Source organism: Vibrio sp. Vb0598, assembly GCF_033338935.1.
Lineage (GTDB): Bacteria > Pseudomonadota > Gammaproteobacteria > Enterobacterales > Vibrionaceae > Vibrio > Vibrio alginolyticus.
In genome coordinates this window covers 120,965-140,218 of the sequence record NZ_JAWOTP010000013.1, presented here as the reverse complement: position 1 = coordinate 140,218, position 19,254 = coordinate 120,965, and the positions used below count along the sequence as shown (strand labels likewise).

The window sequence follows — 19,254 nt, the reverse complement described above, 5'->3', positions numbered from 1 at the left end:
GGCGCTGGACTAAACAAAGGCCCCCTTTTAGGGGGCTCACACAAAGCCACCTTCTTTAGAAGGTGGTAATTTACATCTACAAGAGGAGAAAAGTAAGACACGCCACCTAATAAAGCGGCGAAGACGTACTATTTCGCGCTTTCTTCTTCCATTTGTGCGTTATCCACAACGTGGTTTTCACCTAAATCGTTTGGTAGCACAAGGTTAAGAATAATTGCCACGATACCGCATAGGCTCACACCTTGTAGACTGAACTCACCAATACCGAAAGCCATACCACCAATACCAAACACAAGTGTTACGGCAACAATCACTAGGTTACGAGACTTATGCAAATCAACGTTATTCTTGATCAGTGTGTTGAGGCCTACCGTTGCGATGGAGCCGAACAGCAGAATCATGATGCCGCCCATGACAGGAACTGGAATCGTTTGAAGAACCGCACCTAGCTTACCTACCAATGCAAGTACGATTGCGGTGATTGCTGCCCAAGTCATGATCACAGGGTTAAATGCTTTGGTTAGCATTACCGCTCCTGTTACTTCACTGTAAGTGGTGTTTGGTGGAGCACCCACCATCGAAGCTGCGATAGTTGCCACCCCGTCACCTGCGATTGTGCGGTGAAGGCCTGGTTTTTTCAGGTAGTTTTTACCTGTAACGTTTGAGATAGCAAGCATGTCACCTACGTGTTCAACCGCAGGTGCGATAGCGACAGGAATCATGAACAAAATTGCGTTGATATTGAACTCTGGCGCGGTGAAGTTTGGCATGGCTAGCCAAGCCGCTTGCTCTACGGGAGTGAAATCAACCACACCGTAGAATAGAGAAACAGAGTAACCAGCAAGAATACCACCAACAATAGGAACGAGCTTCAAAAAGCCTTTTGCAAAAACGCTGAGTACAATGGTTGTGAGCAGTGAGACCGCCGAGATAATGATCGCAGCATCACCATTAACTAGCTGTGCAGCTCCATCACCAGTTTTACCTACCGCCATGTTCACTGCTGTTGGGGCAAGGCCAAGGCCGATAACCATGATCACAGGGCCAACGACAACAGGCGGGAGAATTTTATGGATAAATCCAACACCGCGCACTTTGATCATCGCCCCTAGAGCCACATAAACTAAGCCCGCTGCCATCAAGCCGCCCATCGTTGCACCGATACCCCAAGTTTGGATACCGAACATAATAGGAGCAATAAACGCAAAAGAAGAGGCAAGGAAGATGGGAACAGAACGTTTAGTCATTAATTGGAAGAGGAGAGTACCGACACCGGCACCAAAGAGGGCTACGTTTGGATCAAGGCCAGTTAGGAGCGGCACAAGCACCAAAGCACCAAAAGCGACAAAGAGCATTTGAGCGCCTTGTAACGCGTTTTTCATAATAATTCCCTATTTTCAAGATACGCAGACAAATCCGGCGAATACTATCATCCTGCAATCGTTTGCAATATTGCATAGATCAAACTTTCGATTGAATTTTTCTCATAAATAGCACTTTTGAGAGTTGCTTGCTTGCAAATTGTCCTCTTTTACGTGTCTTGCGTGAAGATTAAAAATGGACAGCCTAACTTGTTGAGATAGCTTAATAAGCAATGAGTTTATTATAAAAAATAGCACTGAAGCGCTGGTTGAGGCCCGAGTTAACAAAGCTGGTCATAATACAGACAATTTACTCAGTACTTGCCTTGCTCAAGATTTGATAGTTGCTTATTATTCGGGTTCTTGTTCAGAGGATTATAAAAACTATGCGCTATTTAGCTCTCTTACTGATAGGTTGGTTGTCCCTACCAGTATATGCATTAACTCAGGTGGATATCTATCGTGCCGAAGTGGTTATCGACAGTGAGCAGAACGACGGTGAGTCTTTGGCTCGTCAACAAGGTATGCAGGATGTGATTGTTCGAGCGACCGGTTCTCAATCCTCTTTAAGCAATCCAGTGATTAAAAAGGCACTCAGCTCAAGTGCGCGTTACATTTCTCAACTGAGCTATGGGCAGGTTGATGGAAAAGCGAGCCTAAAAATGTTGTTTAACAACGACCAAATCAGCTCTCTTTTAACACAAGCACAATTGCCATCTTGGTCGCCAAATCGTGCCAATATTTTAGTTTGGATGGTTGAAGAACAGGGTTACGATCGTAACATTGCGTGGGAGCATTCTGAATCTTCAAATGTTGCAGCACTTCGTAGCGCAGCGAAACTAAGAGGCCTACCAATCACTATCCCGGTTGGGGATTTTGATGATGTAACCGGTGTTAATGTCTCTGATCTTTGGGGCGGCTTTATTGAGCCAATTGGTCAAGCCAGCCAGCGCTATCCAGCTGACGCCGTTTTGGTTGTACGAGCTCAAGGTGAACAAATTCGTTGGACACTCTACGACCAGTCGCCAACGAGAATTGTAGAAGCGCAACGTTCTCCGCGTAGCGGGTCTGCATCAGGTGCTAATGCTATTGCAGAAATGGTGGATGGCATCGCAGACTACTATGCAAGTAAGAGTGCAGTTGTGGTTTCAGGAAAGTCTTCAAAAGCGCTAGCAGTGAAAGTCCTCAATGTAACCTCTGCCACGGACTTCTTCCGTTTAGAGAATGCGTTAAAACAACTTAATTCGGTTGCGGGTACAGAGATTAAGCGTGTTCAAGGGGACGAGTTAACGCTCAACATCCACCTTTTGGCATCACAACAAGCTTTTGAGAAAGAAGCTTCTTCTATTTCTCAATTAATGGTTTTTGAAGATCCTTTAGGTGAAGTTGATGCCCCAGCTTCAACTCAAGAAGAAGACCCATTGGTTCAGAGTAATGAAGCAAAAGACGCCGCGACGCCAAAAGAAGCGCAGCCTGAAGTACCAGTAAATGTTGTGGCAGAAGCAAGTGACGAAACACAGCCAACTCAGCCGATGATTGTGGAGCCTGTCCGAGAACAGTATGACTTGATCTACGAGTGGCGCTCGGCATCGTAATCGCCTTGGTAGCGTTCCAGGCGTGAAACGCAAGGATCAAAGACCAATGTGGTAAGCATAAAAAAGAGTCGCAATAGCGACTCTTTTTGTTTTCTAAATTCGTATTCGAACCAATGATCAGTGATTGACTGCGATTGGCGTTATTTATTGAATTTCGCTTTTTCTTCTTTTTCTACTTGAGAGAGGCGTTTCAACTTAAGACCTAGCTCTTTGCCTCTCGCTCTAGCAAACAAAATATTGCCAGCGAAACCGAGTGAAGTCAGTATCAGTTCCACTGCCGCAAGCCAGCGTTCACCGCCATCCACATAAAGGATGGTCAGCGCATGCAAGAAATACAGCATAAGAACAAAGTTAGCCCAAGCATGAGTGTAAGGCTTACCAGCTAAAATACCAGGCAACGGAAGTAGTAGCGGAATACACCAAGCAATAGCAAGTGTTGTGCTGCTGAGGTGAGGGTGAGGGGATAACGCAAGCTGCCAAATAGCGACCCAGGCTAATAAGGCTAAGTTGCCAAATAAAGCCAGGTAACGATAGGTTTTAGCCTGTGTACCGAGTGGTGTTTGGTCTAAAGAGTCAGACATCGATTAACTATCCTTGATTTTACTAACAGACTTTTAGTTTTAACGCTGCAGTTGCCAGCCTTTTGCCTAATTGTTGTGCCAGGCGAATCTCTTCACTGCTTAGGGTTGCCTCATGGCCTACACTGCTGGCGCCATACGGAGTGCCTCCAGACTGCGTAGTGTGTAACTCTGGCTCGGAATAAGGAATGCCCAAAACCATCATCCCGTGATGCAATAAAGGGGTCATCATGCTTTGTAACGTTGTTTCTTGACCACCATGCATTGAGGACGAAGAGGTAAAGACACAAGCAGGCTTATCGATTAAGTCACCACTGACCCATAAAGATGTAGTCTGATCCCAGAAGTGCTTTAAAGGCGCAGCCATGTTGCCAAACCAGACGGGACTGCCAAACGCTAGACCGTCGCACGTTTTTAGTTCCTCTAGAGTAACAATTGGATCAGAAGGGGAGTGTGAGTGAGGTGACAATTCTTCAACTGTACGCAAAATTGCTTGGCATTGAGGAGTCGATTCGACTCCTCTTGCTATTTGTCTTGCCAGTTGTTTTGTCGAGCCATGACGGCTGAAATACAAAATAAGGATCTGGCAATCCATTTATAAAATATCCAACACTTGCTCTGGTGGGCGACCAATTTTTGCTTTGCCGTTAGCAACGACAACCGGACGCTCAAACAACTTTGGATTTTTCGCCATTGCTTCGAATAATTGCTCATCGCTGACGGAGTCTTCGCCTAAGCCAAGCTCTTTATATTCACTTTCTTTAGTGCGCATCATTTCACGTACAGATGAAAAGCCAAGCTGGGCGTACAGCGCTTTTAGTTCATCCACGTTAAGTGGTGTGTCTAGGTATTTGACGACTTCCGGTGTAACACCATTTTGCTCAAGCAGTTCAAGTGTTTGACGGCTCTTTGAGCAACGAGGGTTGTGATAAATCACGACTGACATGGTTTTCTCCATTTCGTTATTGTAATGCCATGAATCGATCTCTTTGGATCATGAGTTGGTCGATACGGGCATCGTATCGCGCTTGCTCTAAGCTGCCCAACTTGGCCATTTTACTTGCTTCACTATAATATTGAATCGCTTTATTCCAATTTGCTCGCAATGCCAAAATTTCTGCTCGAGCAGCCAACTCTTCATCGCTACGCCCCAGCGCGTGGTAGCTCTTCGATATTAGGTGCCAGCCATTTGTATCTTCAGGATAGTCATGAGTGTATCTTTGAAGAACTCGCGTGGCTTGATCGTTTTTATTGTCCTCAAGTAGCGCATTGGCGTAGTTAATGGTCAATACTTTATTTTGAGGGTTACGAGATAACGCTTTGCGGAGCATCTCGGTTGCTTTTTCTGGCTGCTTCTTCTCGATGTATAAATCCGTCATAGCGTCCAAGTAAAACGGGTTACTTGGGTCTTGTTCCAGTAACTTTTTCAAAATTGGTTCCGCTTGAGATAAGCGTTTATTGTCTAAATGCACGAGTGCTCGACCATAATCAAAAGCAGGTGTAATGTCCGCAGAGGCTTTCTTTTGGGTTCTCTCAAACCAGCTCAGGGCGGCTTGTCCATCAATGCCAGCGTAACGAGCCACAATGCGCGCGCGAGCTAGATGATAGTCTATTGAAGGCACAACACGCATTGGAGGATAGGTTCTTGCTCGCGCACGGCTATCGGTAATTCGGTCTTCAGGCAGAGGGTGAGTCAGGAGCATTGGTGGCGGTTTACTCGCATAACGATACTCATCAGCAAGACGGCCAAAAAACCTTGGCATTGCTTGAACATCAAAACCGGCTTTTGCTAGTGTCGAAATACCAAAGCGATCCGCTTCTTTTTCGTTTGCACGAGTGTAGTTGATTTGACTTTGCATGTTGCCCGCGGTTGCTGCTGTAATTGCAGCCATCCCCGCTTCGGGTGAGGCAATTGAAAGCAGTAGTGCCCCCGCAAGTGCGGCTAATGTGGCCGGAGAGCGGCGTGCTTGTTCTTCCATACTCCGAGCAAGATGACGTTGTGTGACGTGCGCTATCTCGTGAGCGACAACAGAGGCCAGCTCACTTTCTGAACGAGCATGAAGAAACAACCCAGAATGCAGCGCTACATAGCCACCAAAAAACGCGAACGCGTTGATATTACGGTCGCGAATCATAAAGAAGTGGAACGGCGTTTTTACATCATTCGCATTGGCCACTAATTTGTGCCCAAGAGAGTCAATATATTCATTGATGACAGGGTCATTAACGATAGGTTTACTGGCTCTGAGCATACGCATATAGGCGTCGCCATAAATCAACTCTTGGTCTATTGAAAGCGTGCCACCAGCAGCTGTGCCAATGTCTGGCAAGTCAATGCTATTGGCATAAGTTGTCGGCGAACTGATGGCAGCAGCAAGACATAAGCAAACTAGCGAGCGAGTGCGTTTTAACATACGTTTAAAAGGTTCTCCAAAATACATAAGCATGTGGTTACAGGTCGAGAGCCTATTAACAGCGCCACATACGTTTTGGTTATCCGTGAGGATATAAGCTAACAGTAAGACCGGAAATAAATGAATTGGTTTCGTAAATTATTTTACATCCGAGCTATTTCAGCATGTGGTTAAATCATGTCAGAAGTGCTAGCACCAGCTCAAAAAGCCGTTACAATACAACCCTATCATAAGTGCAGAGCAATACAATGGAATCCATGTTACTTGATTTGCGTGAGCAACGTTGTCCTATGGCACTGTTACTTGCAAAGCGTCATGCTGCTGAGGTCTTTCAAGGAGAAGCAAAGCAGTATCATCAACTTGTCATTCAAGTGGTGGACAACAGCTCTAAACGAGACATTGTGAACTATCTTAGTGCCCAAGGGTACTCGGTTGATTGCCAATCTACATCAGAGCACTACACATTGACTGTCTTCAATAAGGAATCCGCATAAGATGTTTGAAATGGTTAGTCGTTGGTATAAACGACGTTTCTCTGACCCTCACGCAGTAAGTCTCGTCGCGATCTTGCTGTTTGGCTTTATCACCATTTACTTCTTTGGACACTTGATTGCGCCATTACTTGTCGCGATCGTTTTGGCTTATCTACTTGAATGGCCAGTTGTCAAAATGTGTCGTATGGGCGTGCCGCGCACTTTGTCGGTTATTATCGTGATCTTGGTCTTTGTCGGGTTAATGTTAATTGCGTTGTTTGGCTTGGTTCCGACGATTTGGACTCAGGTCGGTAATCTAATTAACGATATTCCGAACATGTACAACGGGCTACAAAAATTTATTGTCACATTGCCAGAGCGCCACCCTGAACTAGCCAATTTAGAAATAGTAGAAACCGTGGTGACGAACGCCAAAAACCAAGCATTGGGGCTGGGTGAAAGTGTCGTCAAAGGGTCGCTTGCTTCATTAGTTAGCATTGCAACGCTAGCGGTATATTTGATCTTAGTGCCACTTCTGATCTTCTTTTTGCTTAAAGACAAAGAAGAAATGCTGCGAATCGCAAGCGGTATTCTGCCGAAAAACCGTAAATTGGCGAATAAAGTTTGGCATGAAATGAACGAGCAGATATCAAATTACATTCGCGGTAAAGTGTTAGAGATTTTAATCGTGGGCGGTGTGAGCTACGTAACTTTTGCCCTTTTAGATCTTCGTTACTCGGCGTTGCTTGCCGTAGCCGTTGGTCTATCGGTTTTGATTCCTTATATCGGTGCGGCGGCTGTTACTGTGCCTGTTGCCATCGTTGGTTTGTTTCAATGGGGTTTAACGCCTCCGTTTTATTGGTTGTTGCTTGCTTACGGTATTATCCAGGCGCTGGATGGTAATGTCTTGGTTCCTGTTCTGTTTTCCGAGGCAGTAAACTTACACCCAGTTGCTATCATTGTGGCTGTATTAGTCTTTGGTGGGCTGTGGGGTTTTTGGGGGGTGTTCTTTGCCATTCCTTTAGCGACATTAGTCAAAGCCGTATGGCATGCATTACCAAGCACGGAAGAAAACGAACCTGTCGAACAAGAGTAGTTGTTACCAAAGGTACGATGGTTAAAAGAAAGCCCAGCAGTTTGCTGGGCTTTTTGTTTGTAGAAAAACAATAGCGTTTAAGCGTTTTCGTTTAAGTAGTTTAATACGACTTCGTGGTGATCTTTGGTTTTGAACTTGTTAAACACGTGTTCGATCACGCCTTCTTCATTGATCAGAAAGCTAATGCGGTGAAGACCGTCGTATACTTTGCCCATGAATTTCTTTTCGCCCCAAACGCCGAACTGGTCTGCAACGGCATGATCTTCATCTGAAAGCAGAGTGAAGTTTAAATTATCGCGCTCGATGAACTTGCCTAGGCGCTTTACAGGGTCGATGCTTACGCCGAGTACCACCACGTTATGTGCATCGAGTTCAGCTTTGATGTCACGAAGGCCTTTTGCTTGTGTAGTACAACCCGGCGTCATCGCCTTAGGGTAAAAGTAGAAAAGTACTTTCTTGCCTTTAAAGTCTTCAAGAGAAACGGTATTTCCGTCTTGGTCGAGCAAAGAGAAGGCTGGCGCTGGCGAGCCTGCTGTCAGCGTATTCATTTTGATTTCCTTTACTTTATAGTGTGTTTTTAATGAAATTCAGAGAACCTTGTACGTTGAGCGACTTACAAAGTTCATCGAAGTCTTCTTGTAACTGCATCAAATTAAAATCCGCGCTTACAGATGCAGTAATCGCAATATGAAACTGGTCAGAATCGAGTTGAATTTTCGACTTGCTGATGGTTTGCGCGCTAAGAGAGTCTAAACCAATCTGCTGATCAGCGAAGAACTTAGTAAATTTTTCAGTTAGCCCAGGGCGGTCTTCAGACTCAATAAACACTTCCATGGTGTAGCTGTTATCGAGCAGTTCGTGCGCCGCTGTGCGTTTCATGATCGTAATAAGGTCATGTTCTTGGCCAAGCAGGGGCAATTGCGTTTCAACTCGAGTCACGCTGCTGGCGTTCCCAGTCAGGAGCATGATCAGCGTAAATTCGCTGCCAAAGATAGCGATACGGCTATCGACTATGTTACAACCAGCTTGAGTAACGAGCTGTACGACTTGGTTACAAATGCCTGGACGGTCCGTTCCAACTGCTGTAAGTACCAGATGTTGCTTCATAAATGAGCTTCTTGTCCTTTCTTCAATAGAGAGATGTTAGCACAGATATTGCGAAGAAATATCGAGCCAGTTCTTTTTTAGTCTATAAAAAGCAGGAGGATGTTGAGGGGAGTGGTGGGAAATAAACAGTAAATGCAGGCTGTAGGATAAACAAAACGTTTGCATGATGCGCTCGCCTATTGTCTGGCCGTTTTATTCACTTAGAGCTGACTTGGCTAACAAGACCAAAGAGTATATTTTCCTTGCTTGTGCTCTTCAGTATTTTCCAAATCACTGATAGATTCTAAAGTCACTCGAAAGCCCAACACGATTATCAATATTGCCGTTAATCAAACCAAATAGAGCAATTAAGTTGCTAGACCTCTAACAACTGGTAATTATTCATTCATTTGTACTTTGTAAGCGAGTTTACGCTCTTGTGTTTTTCAATCGCATTAAAGTACCATGCAGAAAGAGTTAAATGAGGGAGATAAACATGTTTTCAGGAAGTATCGTAGCGCTGATTACGCCATTCAAAGCAGATGGCGAAGTAGACTTTGACGGTCTGCAAAAGCTAGTAGAGTACCACGTTGAAGCGGGTACAGACGGTATTGTGGCAGTAGGCACAACAGGTGAGTCAGCGACACTGACCATTGAAGAGCATGTAAAGGTCGTTAATAAAACTGTTGAGTTTGCCGACGGTCGCATCCCTGTGATTGCTGGCACGGGTGCAAATGCAACCCATGAGGCAGTAACATTTAGCAAATTACTGGCTGATTCTGGTATTGCTGGCTTCCTGAGTGTGACACCGTATTACAACAAACCAACTCAAGAGGGTTTGTTTCTACATTACAAGGCAATTGCCGAAGCGAGTGATGTGCCTCTAATTTTGTACAACGTACCAGGCCGTACTGCTGTTGATATGCAGCCAGAAACAGTGGCACGCTTGTCAAAGCTTGATAATATCGTGGCTCTAAAAGATGCAACGGGCGATTTGGAACGAATTGCAATTCATCGTGAACTTTGTGGCGAAGATTTTATCTTACTAAGTGGCGATGATGCGACAGGGCTGGATTTTGTGAAACTTGGCGGCAATGGTGTTATCTCGGTAACGAACAATATTGCAGCTAAAGACATGGCAGACATGTTCCATTTGGCAAGTGAAGGTAAGTACGAAGAAGCAGAAGCGATTAACCAACGCTTGATGACTCTACACAAAAACCTTTTCATCGAAGCAAGCCCTATCCCAGTAAAATGGGCAGCGCAAAAGCTTGGTTTGATTGAAGAAGGTGGTTTGCGTCTTCCTTTAACTACGCTTTCTGAAAAATCGCAGCCGATCGTCGAGCAGGCGCTAACAGACGCCCATATTTATTAAGATTGAGCTATTAAGATTGAGTTACTAGGATTGAAGTTCATACTGGGGGCCAAAGCGCCCTCGGTGTTTTAGGAGTATAGATGAAGCTTTCAAGCCAGTTAGTGTTAAGTTCATTAGCTGTATTCGTATTGACTGCCTGTTCAGGTGGTGCCAATCAACGTCGTCAAGCAAAAGATGACTTCGAGTATTTGAACTCCCCAAATTTGGGTGAGTGGAATGTCCCACAGGGTGCACAGCCTCAGTTTTACCCTAACTACGAGATCCCTCAGGGTAACTACGCTGGTGGTGTCGGTAAAGATGTCGACATTCGTCCACCTCAACAAGTCCTAGAGCTTATTCCCGGTGCACGTCTAGACCGCAGTAGTGATGGTGAAGTGACACTTTGGCTACTTCGTAAAGATGAACTAGATAAAGTTTGGCAAACGGTGCAAAACATGGTCGCGGCTAACGAGATTCCAGTTGAAAGCCAAACAGACTCTCGCATCGAGACAGGATGGGTGACTTGGGATTCGCCAGATGAAGAGCTAGAAATTGGCAGCCGATATGAAATCGTACGCGCTGAAGCAAATGGTCGACACGGCTTTAAGGTGAGCCTTATTGACTGGCGTGAAGGCAATCAAGTGAAAGAAGTAACGGCGACCAACCGTGAGCGCTACAATGTATTCATGACGAACTTGGTCACCGCTCGCTACGACCAAGAAGTGCGTGAAGAAGCACAGCGTAAAGCGCAAGAGTTGGTTAAACAGATCCCAATCACAATGGGTAAAGACCGCAGCGGACTTCCTGTGATTATCGCGCGTGCGCAATACAACATGCTTTGGCAACGTCTGCCTAATATTCTACCTAAGATGGGCTTTAAGATTGAAGAGCGTAGCCAGTCTCAGGGCACAATCACTGCGAAATATGCGTCTCCGGATGATGAATTCTGGAACGATATCGGCGTTAAACCAGTGGAGTTAGCCGCTGGGAAGTACACATTCTTACTTGGTGATTTAGGCAACCGTACGTCTATCAATATCACCGACTCCTCTGGCAAGCCAGTAGAAGAAGAGTTTTTGAAATCACTAGCGCCTGTATTGGCTGCAACAGTGAAGCAGTAAACAAAGCGAGCTTAACGCGGCGTGTTTACTTAATGATAGAAAAGGGACCTAGTGGTCCCTTTTTTGATGTTTAGATTAAATGTGTCGAGATGAAGCTGGTGAGTAACTAACGAGGCTCGTTTTTGTTTTTATCTTCTTCAGCGTAGCGCTGTTTATCCAATGTGTTCAGCTTATCTAAATCGTTCTTACGGCTTTTATCCATCTGACCAAACTTCATTTTTGCGGTATATTTGAGTGCGGCAATATTACCAATGACCACGCTCAACACTACAATAATAATGACCCAAGGATTGGTTAGTATTTCTATCATAGAGCCTCCGGCGGCGTGATATTGTGAATAAATTTGGCAACGACGTTATCCAAATTATTCAGTATGACGTCAATCCCTGCAATGTTGTCGGTCTGATTTTGTTTAATCAACTGGCTTCTGAGTACATCAAGCGTCAACTGCTCGAGGCATTGCTGCCCGACAGCGCGGTGACTAATGTGCCAAGGCTCAATCGAAACGCCACCTAAATCGTGCTGATAAGGAAAGAAGAAACCGAACCGACCAAGGTTGGCTTTTAACCATTGGTAGAACGCCTGCTGGTGGCCTTCGAGATACTCCCAAGGTTCCAACTTGAGTTTTGTGTCAGCAGGCAATAAATTGCGCGCATAGACATCAAAATCACAACCCCAATGATGACGACTTCCTCCGGGCAATGCCGACCAGCGCAAAATGGCCATCAATTTCTCTTTGTCATTTAACTCTGCTTTATTCAAAGGGCGGGAGTTGATGTCGAGAATTGGCAACTCACCAGAAAACTTCCCGTTCCAGATGGCTTTTTGGCGATTAAAGTCACGAAAACCACTGGCGATTTCCATTTTGAAACCTGCTTCTGTTGCCGCTTCAATCATCTTTAGCAGATCGTCAGCCACTTCAGGGTGGAGTAGAAACGCTTTTTGCCCCACTAGTGTGGATTGAAGATGAGAATCAGTGATTCCGGTGAGTTGCTCTGGTGTCATTGTGTTCTCGCTGATTACTTCGCCAATAGGTGTTTCAACGTGTTTTCGTACATGTCCGTCAACTTTTCAAGATCGTCGACTTTCACACACTCGTTCACTTTATGAATCGTAGCGTTAACAGGACCTAACTCTACGACTTGACCTCCCATTCGAGCAATAAAACGACCATCAGAAGTACCGCCAGTTGTAAGTAGCGCTGGCTTCGTATCATTGACTTCGGCCACAGCAGCTACAACCGCGTCTAGCAGTGCGCCCGTATCGGTCAGGAATGGGTCACCGTTGAATGTCCATTTTAGGTCGTAGTCCAGCTCATGCTTGTCCAATGTTTCGGTAACACGCTGAACAATTGCGTCATTGTTAAGCTCAGTACTAAAACGTAGGTTGAACTGAACATGGAACTCGCCAGGAATAACGTTAGACGCACCAGTGCCAGCCGATACATTCGGGATCTGGAAACTGGTCGGTGGGAAGTAATCATTCCCTTTGTCCCATTCTGTCGTCGCGAGTTCATGAATCGCGAGTAGAGACTCGTGCACTGGATTGCTGGCTAGGTGAGGGTAGGCCACGTGACCTTGTGTTCCTTTTACCGTTAAATCACCAGTGATGGATCCACGGCGTCCATTTTTCACTACATCGCCAACCACGTCGGTGCTGGATGGTTCACCAACAATACACATATCGATGTTCTCACCACGTTCCATCAACGTTTCTACAACGCGAACGGTACCATTGATAAATGGCCCTTCTTCATCTGACGTAATCAAAAAGCCAATTGAGCCTTTGTGGTCTGGGTTTTCTTCAATGAAGCGTTCGACAGCAACGACCATAGCAGCTAGCGACCCTTTCATGTCAGCTGCGCCGCGGCCATGCAAGTAACCATCAATAATGGTCGGTTCAAACGGATGTGTATTCCAGTGTTCCAATTTGCCAGCTGGTACCACATCGGTGTGGCCAGCAAACGCAAATAGCGGCGCTTCTGAACCACGTCGAGCCCAGAAGTTCGTGGTGTCTTCAAATACCATCACTTCAATTTCAAACCCGAGTGCTTTTAAGCGCTCGATCATCAAATCCTGACAACCTGCGTCTTCCGGCGTTACGGACTGTCTACTGATCAGATCTTTAGCAAGTGCCAATACTGGACTGTCTGTCATCCTTGAGTATTCCTTTATTTAAGAGTTGAAAATGCTAGCGTATTGATCAGCTTTAAAACCGATATGAAGTTGATCATTCACTTTTAAAATTGGGCGTTTAATCATCGCAGGGTTTTCTACCAAAAGAGCGATGGCGTTTTCCTCGTTAAGTGTGTCTTTCTGCTCTTGCGCTAATTGGCGGTAGGTTGTGCCACGTTTATTGAGCACCTGTTCCCAACCTAAAGCGCGACAAAATTCACTTACCATTTCTGCATCAATGCCTTGCTTACGGTAGTCATGGAAGTCGTAAGCAATATCCTCGGCTTCTAACCATTTCTTGGCTTTTTTGATCGTATCGCAGTTGGGAATACCAAACATGGTAATCGACATAGTGTTTCCTTTTTCTTTGTTCTATTTTTCACTGGCGCGGTTAAGACGCACTTAAGTGATTTGGGCTGTTAAAGCATCCTATCAAGAAGCAATCAAACTGACAAAATGCGGTGGAAAATATTTTCAGATAGATTGAGATAACTAATGTCACATAACTTATTTACGATGAATGCGCTATAAATCGAATAAAAATTCGTCTAAATCAAATGGAAAAGTCGAGTTATTGATCAAACGCAACACCTCGCTGAGCAAAAACGAAATAATGAATCAGCACAATTTTAGGAGGTGTCAATGGAATTGAGTCCTGTTTTTGCAAGGCGGCTATATTTGGCCTTGTTGGTGGAAAACCTAGAAAGGCCGAATGTGCCAAAGTTGATCGAAAAAACGGGGTGGCCTCGTCGTACTATTCAAGATGTACTCAAGGCGTTACCTGGGATCGGCATTGAACTCATATTCGTTCAAGATGGCCGACGTCATAATGACGGCTATTATCAACTTTCAGATTGGGGGCCTTTTGATAGCCAATGGGTTCTAGAGCGGGAGAGAGATATCGCTAGCAGTCTTGGATTTCGTGCATAAGCCAGCAATTGCTGGCTTTTTTCATATTCAGGCCTCATCCATTGCAGCGGTAGGCGGAACCCAGCACGCTAAATGAAGTGATAAAATCTTGTGGGGAAACCATAAAAACGGTGTCCGCATCGATAGCCGCTGCATTGTTTTTTAAATCGTTCATCGCGCCTTGCATCATCGCGTCATTAGTCATGAAAATGTAGTTATACCAATGGCCTTCACTTCCGGTGACTTCGCCTTTGTATTCGCATCGCTCAGGGTTGAATTGCGCGTCAATGCGAATATGAACATCTTGACTTTGAGCATGAGTAAGGTGAGAAGGCATCGTGCAACCCGTTAGAAGCACGACAAAAAGTCCAAGTAACAGGCGTTTCATTAGCTATTTCCCCAATACTATGTAAGCAGCAAAGCCAATCCAGCTCAGAACAAGTAGTGTCCAAGGCAGTTTGCTTGATGAATGGTTTGGCGCATCGTCGGTGATATTGTCTTGTTCGATAATCTCTTCATGCTGACGTTGTTTTTCACGTTGCTGTTTTTTCTTCGCTTTATCGGCTTGGCGGTTGCGCTCTTTTTGTTGTTTCTTATATTGCGCGATGCCTTTTTCGATACCTTGAGCGATAAGCTTGGTTTGCTCTTTGGTTTGCCCCGGTTTCTGCGTGGATTTGGCAATTCTCATCGCTTCGGCTTGAGTTTCTTGAGAAGGCGCTGGGGTAGCTGGAGTTCTTTTTTTCATGTTTCTCATCAACGTCGCTGTAAATCTTTGTTTAGTTTACCTGTGTAAGGTGCTGAAATGAACTTCAGTTCTCATCTTTGTTGGCTTGCAACTCTGAAACGATAGGTTAAAGTGACGTTTTTATCACATAAAGAAGAAGATGTTGTGCGCTATTCGTTTGACCAATATGACGCTCATGGATTTTTAAAGGCGCCGATCATTTTATGGGTGGGATGGATGTTTCTTGTGCGTTCATGGGTGGTGTTTGCCATGGCTGGTGTAAGTCGTGATAGTGGCAGCAAGCTACTCGCTATTGTTTACCCAGATTCAAGTACGTTGTATTTAGGTTTGGCGATGGGCATTCCAAGTTTGCTTCTTATGTGGTTAATGGGGCTTCGTCATCCCGACAGAGGATGGGTAAACAGAATTACTCGCTATGGTCGCGAGATCACTTTGATCTTGTGCGGTATTCAACTTGCTCAGACCATGTATCATGTGTACCTAGAACATGGAGTGTTTAATTGGGCAAACGCCCTTACCATTACCTTATTAGCTTGGTTTATGATCTATCTTCTAAATGGAAGATGGGTAAAAGACTGTTTTCATGTGCCACAATTGGCGCACGATGAACAGCAGCATTCAAAGAATTAAAAACAATAACTTCCCACTCTGGGGCAAAGTAATAGAGGAAACCTCAATGTCACAAGCTCAAACGGCGATCGTGCCAGAAGCCGGGCCATTTGCACTGTACACTCAACTCAAAGTGAACCAAAACCGTGAAAACGTATTAGAAAAACTGAAAGCACTGCCAAAGTTGGTGGAAGAGTTAAACATTACCCAGCCGGGTGCAGCGCTGACGCTTTCTATCGCATTCACAAAATCGTTTTGGGAACACCTTAATGTAGACGCGCCAGAAGAGCTTATTGATTTTACTCAACTTGGCGAAGGAGACATCGTAGCGCCTGCATCGGATGTCGATGTGCTGATTCACTGTCACTCTACTCGTCACGACTTGCACTTTTATGTTCTGCGTAAGTTCCTAGAAGAGACGGCACAAGATGTCACCATTGTGGACGAAACATATGGGTACCGTTACCTTGATGCTCGTGATATGACAGACTTCATTGATGGCACAGAAAACCCGAAAGGGGAGGCTCGCGCTGATGTGGCTCTAGTAAAAGAGGGCCCATTTGCTGGAGGCAGTTATGTTATGGCTCAGCGCTTTGAACATAACCTTGCCGCTTGGAATCGATTGAATGTCAAAGCGCAAGAAAAAGTGATTGGTCGTACCAAGCCAGACTCTATCGAGCTAGAAGACGTTCCTGCTGCATCACACGTTGGTCGCGTTGATATTAAAGAAGAAGGAAAAGGTCTCAAGATTGTCCGTCATAGCTTGCCATACGGGACGGTAACAGGGCCTCATGGCCTGCTGTTTATTTCTTACTGCAATACACTTCATAACATTAAAGTGATGCTAGAAAGTATGTACGGCGTGACCGATGGTAAAGCAGACCAAATGCTTCGTTTCACAAAAGCGGTAACTGGTGCGTACTTCTTCGCTCCTTCACAAGAAATGCTCGCAGAGCTAGCCATCAAGTAAGTTCTCAGACTTTATTTCTTAAGCCCTCCAATGGAGGGCTTTTGTTTTCTATTTTTATTCCAATCTCTTTTCAAAAAAACACTAAACTTTTCTGTTACTTGGTCGATAAGTACTCAAAGCCTTAATTTATTTGGAGTCTGTGTCTCGTGGCTATCACCGTTAATACCAATGTGGCAGCACTCGTCGCACAGCGTCATTTGACCAGTGCAACGGATATGCTGAATCAATCCATGGAGCGTTTGTCTTCAGGGAAGCGTATTAATAGCGCAAAGGATGACGCTGCGGGTCTGCAAATATCCAACCGCTTGCAATCACAAATGCGTGGTTTGGATGTCGCGGTACGTAACGCGAATGACGGCATTTCCATCATGCAAACTGCGGAAGGCGCGATGAATGAGGTGACCAATATCATGCAACGTATGCGTGATTTGTCGCTACAGTCAGCCAATGGTTCAAACAGCAAAGCGGAGCGCACTGCACTGCAAGAAGAAGTTTCTGCTTTAAATGATGAGTTAAGTCGTATTGCAGAAACGACCTCCTTTGGCGGACGTAAATTGCTGAATGGCACATTCGGTACATCGTCTTTTCAAATCGGAGCAACGGCTGGTGAAGCGGTACAAATTGGCCTGCGGACCATGCAGCCGGAATCTTTAGGTAGCTTTTCAATGAGCTCATATCAAAGAGTCAGTTCAGATTGGACGGTTCAAAACGGAAATAATGAAATTGTTATTAGCTACCGTGATAACAATTTTGAAGAGCAGGAGATCCGTATTGAAGCTAAAGCTGGCGACGATATAGAAGAACTCGCGACTTACATTAATGGGCAAACCGATAAAGTGAAAGCGTCTGTTAATGAGGAGGGGCAACTGCAGTTACTCATGTCCCACAAGGACGCCATAAAATACCCTGGACCAACCTTCAGTGGTGGCCTGGCTGATGAGTTAGAACTTGGCAAGTATGTCACCGTAAATAGAACGGTAGATAGTATTGATATTAGCACGGTCGGTGGCGCTCAGATGGCGGTCGGCATTTTAGATGATGCTTTGAAAACGGTAGATGGCAGTCGTGCGGAGTTAGGCGCGTATCAAAACCGCTTTAATCACGCGATCAATAATCTCGATAACATCCACGAAAACTTAGCCGCTTCCAACAGTCGTATCCAAGACACTGACTATGCCAAAGAAACTACGCAAATGGTGAAGCAGCAGATTTTACAACAGGTCAGTACTTCTATTCTGGCGCAAGCAAAACAAGCGCCAAACCTAGCATTGACCTTGCTTGGCTGATGAACGGCCTTGCCCGAATTTAACGCAAAACCTGCCTGTATCGACAATTCGAAAAGAAGCTTTAGCGAAAAATGAAAGTTTTTTTGCTTTTTTATCCGCTTTGTCACGATTACCCCTCCAAACGAATTATTTTCAAAAAAATCTAAATTTTCTCTAAAGAAAACAGGGCATGCGCCGTTAATAAAAGTAACTTTGAGAGAACTACTTGGTTTTCCGAGACGTCGGAAACCGCTACACCGGAAAATCAATTGGAGAAATCACCATGGCAGTGAATGTAAACACTAACGTATCAGCGATGACCGCTCAGCGTTACCTAAACAACGCAAACTCAGCTCAACAAACTTCTATGGAGCGTTTGTCTTCAGGTTTTAAAATCAACAGCGCAAAAGATGACGCTGCGGGTCTACAAATCTCGAACCGTTTGAACGTACAAAGCCGTGGTTTGGATGTAGCGGTTCGCAACGCGAACGACGGTATCTCGATTGCACAAACTGCTGAAGGTGCAATGAATGAGACCACTAATATTCTTCAACGTATGCGTGACTTGTCTCTGCAATCAGCAAACGGTTCAAACTCGAAAGCAGAACGTGTGGCGATTCAAGAAGAAGTGACCGCGCTAAACGACGAACTAAACCGTATCGCAGAAACCACTTCTTTCGGTGGTAACAAGCTACTAAACGGCACACACGGTGCGAAATCGTTCCAAATCGGTGCGGATAACGGTGAAGCAGTGATGCTTGAGCTAAAAGACATGCGCTCAGACAACAAAATGATGGGCGGTGTGAGCTACCAAGCTGAAAGTGGTAAAGGTAAAGACTGGAACGTTGCTGAAGGTAAGAACGACCTAAAAATCAACCTAACGGACAGCTACGGCCAAGAGCAAGAAATCAACATCAGCGCAAAAGCGGGTGACGATATCGAAGAGCTTGCGACTTACATTAACGGTCAAACTGACCTAGTGAAAGCCTCAGTAGACCAAGACGGTAAACTGCAAATCTTTGCTGGCAACAACAAAGTCGAAGGCGAAGTCGAGTTTTCAGGCGGCCTATCTGGTGAGCTAGGTTTGGGCGAAGGTAAAAAAGTAACGGTAGATACTATCGACGTAACCTCAGTTGGTGGCGCACAAGAATCTGTTGCTATCATCGATGCAGCACTGAAATACGTAGACAGCCACCGCGCAGAGCTAGGTGCATTCCAGAACCGTTTCAACCACGCAATCAGCAACTTGGACAACATTAACGAGAACGTGAATGCGTCGAAGAGCCGTATCAAAGATACAGATTTCGCGAAAGAAACGACGGCAATGACCAAGTCACAAATTCTATCGCAAGCGTCAAGCTCAATCCTTGCGCAAGCGAAACAAGCGCCAAACTCAGCGCTAAGTCTGCTAGGTTAATTTCAAACCTAAGACGAGAACCTCATTGGCTCGTGGTGAGAGATGAGCGAGTAAACCCAGCTTCGGCTGGGTTTTTTTCTGTCTTTT

23 protein-coding genes are annotated in these 19,254 nt (G+C 45.2%); 10 read left to right on the top strand and 13 right to left on the bottom strand.

Going from position 1 to position 19,254, the window contains the following annotated elements:
• Positions 1-128: 128 nt before the first annotated feature.
• Positions 129-1,382: a uracil-xanthine permease family protein gene (locus tag R7Q38_RS14700; protein ID WP_005389855.1), complete on the bottom strand. Its 1,254-nt coding sequence runs from the start codon at positions 1,380-1,382 to the stop codon at positions 129-131.
• 365 nt (positions 1,383-1,747) lie between these two features.
• On the opposite strand from R7Q38_RS14700, the gene R7Q38_RS14695 reads away from it, so the two are divergent.
• Positions 1,748-2,956 carry a DUF2066 domain-containing protein gene (locus R7Q38_RS14695; RefSeq protein ID WP_154205103.1) on the top strand — a complete coding sequence of 403 codons (1,209 nt, stop codon included), beginning with the start codon at positions 1,748-1,750 and terminating at the stop codon, positions 2,954-2,956.
• Positions 2,957-3,096: 140 nt separating this feature from the next.
• Here the strand turns inward: R7Q38_RS14695 and R7Q38_RS14690 are convergent, their stop codons facing one another.
• From R7Q38_RS14690 to R7Q38_RS14675, 4 genes are read right to left on the bottom strand one after another with little or no spacing between them, the layout of a single operon-like run.
• Entirely contained in the window at positions 3,097-3,537 is a 441-nt protein-coding gene (locus tag R7Q38_RS14690) for a DUF2069 domain-containing protein (RefSeq protein ID WP_005380407.1), read from the bottom strand.
• 22 nt (positions 3,538-3,559) lie between these two features.
• A complete protein-coding gene (gene wrbA / locus R7Q38_RS14685; RefSeq protein ID WP_005380409.1) occupies positions 3,560-4,129 on the bottom strand; it encodes an NAD(P)H:quinone oxidoreductase in 570 nt (189 codons plus the stop codon).
• Positions 4,130-4,480 (bottom strand): arsenate reductase (glutaredoxin), encoded by a 351-nt coding sequence (gene arsC / locus R7Q38_RS14680; protein ID WP_005380410.1) that lies wholly within the window; start codon positions 4,478-4,480, stop codon positions 4,130-4,132.
• A 16-nt stretch (positions 4,481-4,496) separates the two neighbouring features.
• Complete coding sequence (locus tag R7Q38_RS14675) at positions 4,497-5,948, bottom strand: tetratricopeptide repeat protein (RefSeq protein ID WP_005394337.1); 1,452 nt, start codon at positions 5,946-5,948, stop codon at positions 4,497-4,499.
• A gap of 257 nt (positions 5,949-6,205) precedes the next feature.
• Here R7Q38_RS14675 and R7Q38_RS14670 point away from each other — a divergent pair, with 257 nt between their 5' ends.
• Together R7Q38_RS14670 and R7Q38_RS14665 are read left to right on the top strand one after the other, a co-directional pair.
• Complete coding sequence (locus R7Q38_RS14670; protein WP_005380414.1) at positions 6,206-6,442, top strand: sulfurtransferase TusA family protein; 237 nt, start codon at positions 6,206-6,208, stop codon at positions 6,440-6,442.
• A gap of 1 nt (position 6,443) precedes the next feature.
• A complete protein-coding gene (locus tag R7Q38_RS14665; RefSeq protein ID WP_005389843.1) occupies positions 6,444-7,517 on the top strand; it encodes an AI-2E family transporter in 1,074 nt (357 codons plus the stop codon).
• A gap of 77 nt (positions 7,518-7,594) precedes the next feature.
• Here R7Q38_RS14665 and bcp read toward each other — a convergent pair whose 3' ends face one another.
• Together bcp and R7Q38_RS14655 are read right to left on the bottom strand one after the other, a co-directional pair.
• Complete coding sequence (gene bcp / locus R7Q38_RS14660) at positions 7,595-8,065, bottom strand: thioredoxin-dependent thiol peroxidase (protein WP_151515043.1); 471 nt, start codon at positions 8,063-8,065, stop codon at positions 7,595-7,597.
• A 16-nt stretch (positions 8,066-8,081) separates the two neighbouring features.
• Positions 8,082-8,624 (bottom strand): glycine cleavage system protein R, encoded by a 543-nt coding sequence (locus R7Q38_RS14655; protein ID WP_005380420.1) that lies wholly within the window; start codon positions 8,622-8,624, stop codon positions 8,082-8,084.
• 475 nt (positions 8,625-9,099) lie between these two features.
• On the opposite strand from R7Q38_RS14655, the gene dapA reads away from it, so the two are divergent.
• Together dapA and bamC are read left to right on the top strand one after the other, a co-directional pair.
• Positions 9,100-9,978: a 4-hydroxy-tetrahydrodipicolinate synthase gene (gene dapA, locus R7Q38_RS14650; RefSeq protein ID WP_005380422.1), complete on the top strand. Its 879-nt coding sequence runs from the start codon at positions 9,100-9,102 to the stop codon at positions 9,976-9,978.
• 80 nt (positions 9,979-10,058) lie between these two features.
• Positions 10,059-11,078: an outer membrane protein assembly factor BamC gene (gene bamC, locus R7Q38_RS14645; RefSeq protein WP_005380424.1), complete on the top strand. Its 1,020-nt coding sequence runs from the start codon at positions 10,059-10,061 to the stop codon at positions 11,076-11,078.
• Positions 11,079-11,184: 106 nt separating this feature from the next.
• Here bamC and R7Q38_RS14640 read toward each other — a convergent pair whose 3' ends face one another.
• The 4 genes from R7Q38_RS14640 to R7Q38_RS14625 are packed head-to-tail and all read right to left on the bottom strand — an operon-like array spanning position 11,185 to position 13,603.
• On the bottom strand, positions 11,185-11,388 hold the full coding sequence (locus tag R7Q38_RS14640) for a DUF2897 family protein (RefSeq protein ID WP_005380425.1): 204 nt from the start codon (positions 11,386-11,388) through the stop codon (positions 11,185-11,187).
• Positions 11,385-12,083: a M15 family metallopeptidase gene (locus R7Q38_RS14635; protein ID WP_239939073.1), complete on the bottom strand. Its 699-nt coding sequence runs from the start codon at positions 12,081-12,083 to the stop codon at positions 11,385-11,387. The genes R7Q38_RS14640 and R7Q38_RS14635 overlap by 4 nt, the downstream gene beginning before the upstream one ends.
• A 14-nt stretch (positions 12,084-12,097) precedes the next feature.
• The gene (dapE, locus tag R7Q38_RS14630) at positions 12,098-13,234 is read right to left on the bottom strand and encodes a succinyl-diaminopimelate desuccinylase (protein WP_005380429.1); all 1,137 of its coding nucleotides are present in this window, start codon (positions 13,232-13,234) and stop codon (positions 12,098-12,100) included.
• A gap of 18 nt (positions 13,235-13,252) precedes the next feature.
• Positions 13,253-13,603, bottom strand: coding sequence for an ArsC family reductase (locus R7Q38_RS14625; RefSeq protein ID WP_005380431.1), 351 nt, complete (start codon positions 13,601-13,603; stop codon positions 13,253-13,255).
• Positions 13,604-13,894: 291 nt separating this feature from the next.
• On the opposite strand from R7Q38_RS14625, the gene R7Q38_RS14620 reads away from it, so the two are divergent.
• On the top strand, positions 13,895-14,182 hold the full coding sequence (locus R7Q38_RS14620; protein ID WP_005380433.1) for a helix-turn-helix domain-containing protein: 288 nt from the start codon (positions 13,895-13,897) through the stop codon (positions 14,180-14,182).
• Positions 14,183-14,216: 34 nt separating this feature from the next.
• Here R7Q38_RS14620 and R7Q38_RS14615 read toward each other — a convergent pair whose 3' ends face one another.
• The gene (locus tag R7Q38_RS14615; protein ID WP_025768262.1) at positions 14,217-14,549 is read right to left on the bottom strand and encodes a DUF4156 domain-containing protein; all 333 of its coding nucleotides are present in this window, start codon (positions 14,547-14,549) and stop codon (positions 14,217-14,219) included.
• Positions 14,550-14,552: 3 nt separating this feature from the next.
• Positions 14,553-14,906, bottom strand: coding sequence for a DUF2956 domain-containing protein (locus R7Q38_RS14610; RefSeq protein ID WP_169630860.1), 354 nt, complete (start codon positions 14,904-14,906; stop codon positions 14,553-14,555).
• A 144-nt stretch (positions 14,907-15,050) separates the two neighbouring features.
• Between R7Q38_RS14610 and R7Q38_RS14605 the strand changes: the two genes are divergently transcribed.
• The 4 genes from R7Q38_RS14605 to R7Q38_RS14590 all read left to right on the top strand — a co-directional run bounded on the left by R7Q38_RS14605 (position 15,051) and on the right by R7Q38_RS14590 (position 19,167).
• Complete coding sequence (locus R7Q38_RS14605; RefSeq protein ID WP_025768263.1) at positions 15,051-15,536, top strand: DUF2919 domain-containing protein; 486 nt, start codon at positions 15,051-15,053, stop codon at positions 15,534-15,536.
• 46 nt (positions 15,537-15,582) lie between these two features.
• Positions 15,583-16,485 carry a Dyp-type peroxidase gene (locus R7Q38_RS14600; protein ID WP_239939074.1) on the top strand — a complete coding sequence of 301 codons (903 nt, stop codon included), beginning with the start codon at positions 15,583-15,585 and terminating at the stop codon, positions 16,483-16,485.
• A gap of 146 nt (positions 16,486-16,631) precedes the next feature.
• Positions 16,632-17,771: a flagellin gene (locus R7Q38_RS14595; protein WP_005380443.1), complete on the top strand. Its 1,140-nt coding sequence runs from the start codon at positions 16,632-16,634 to the stop codon at positions 17,769-17,771.
• A gap of 262 nt (positions 17,772-18,033) precedes the next feature.
• Complete coding sequence (locus tag R7Q38_RS14590; protein WP_005380447.1) at positions 18,034-19,167, top strand: flagellin; 1,134 nt, start codon at positions 18,034-18,036, stop codon at positions 19,165-19,167.
• Positions 19,168-19,254: the final 87 nt, after the last annotated feature.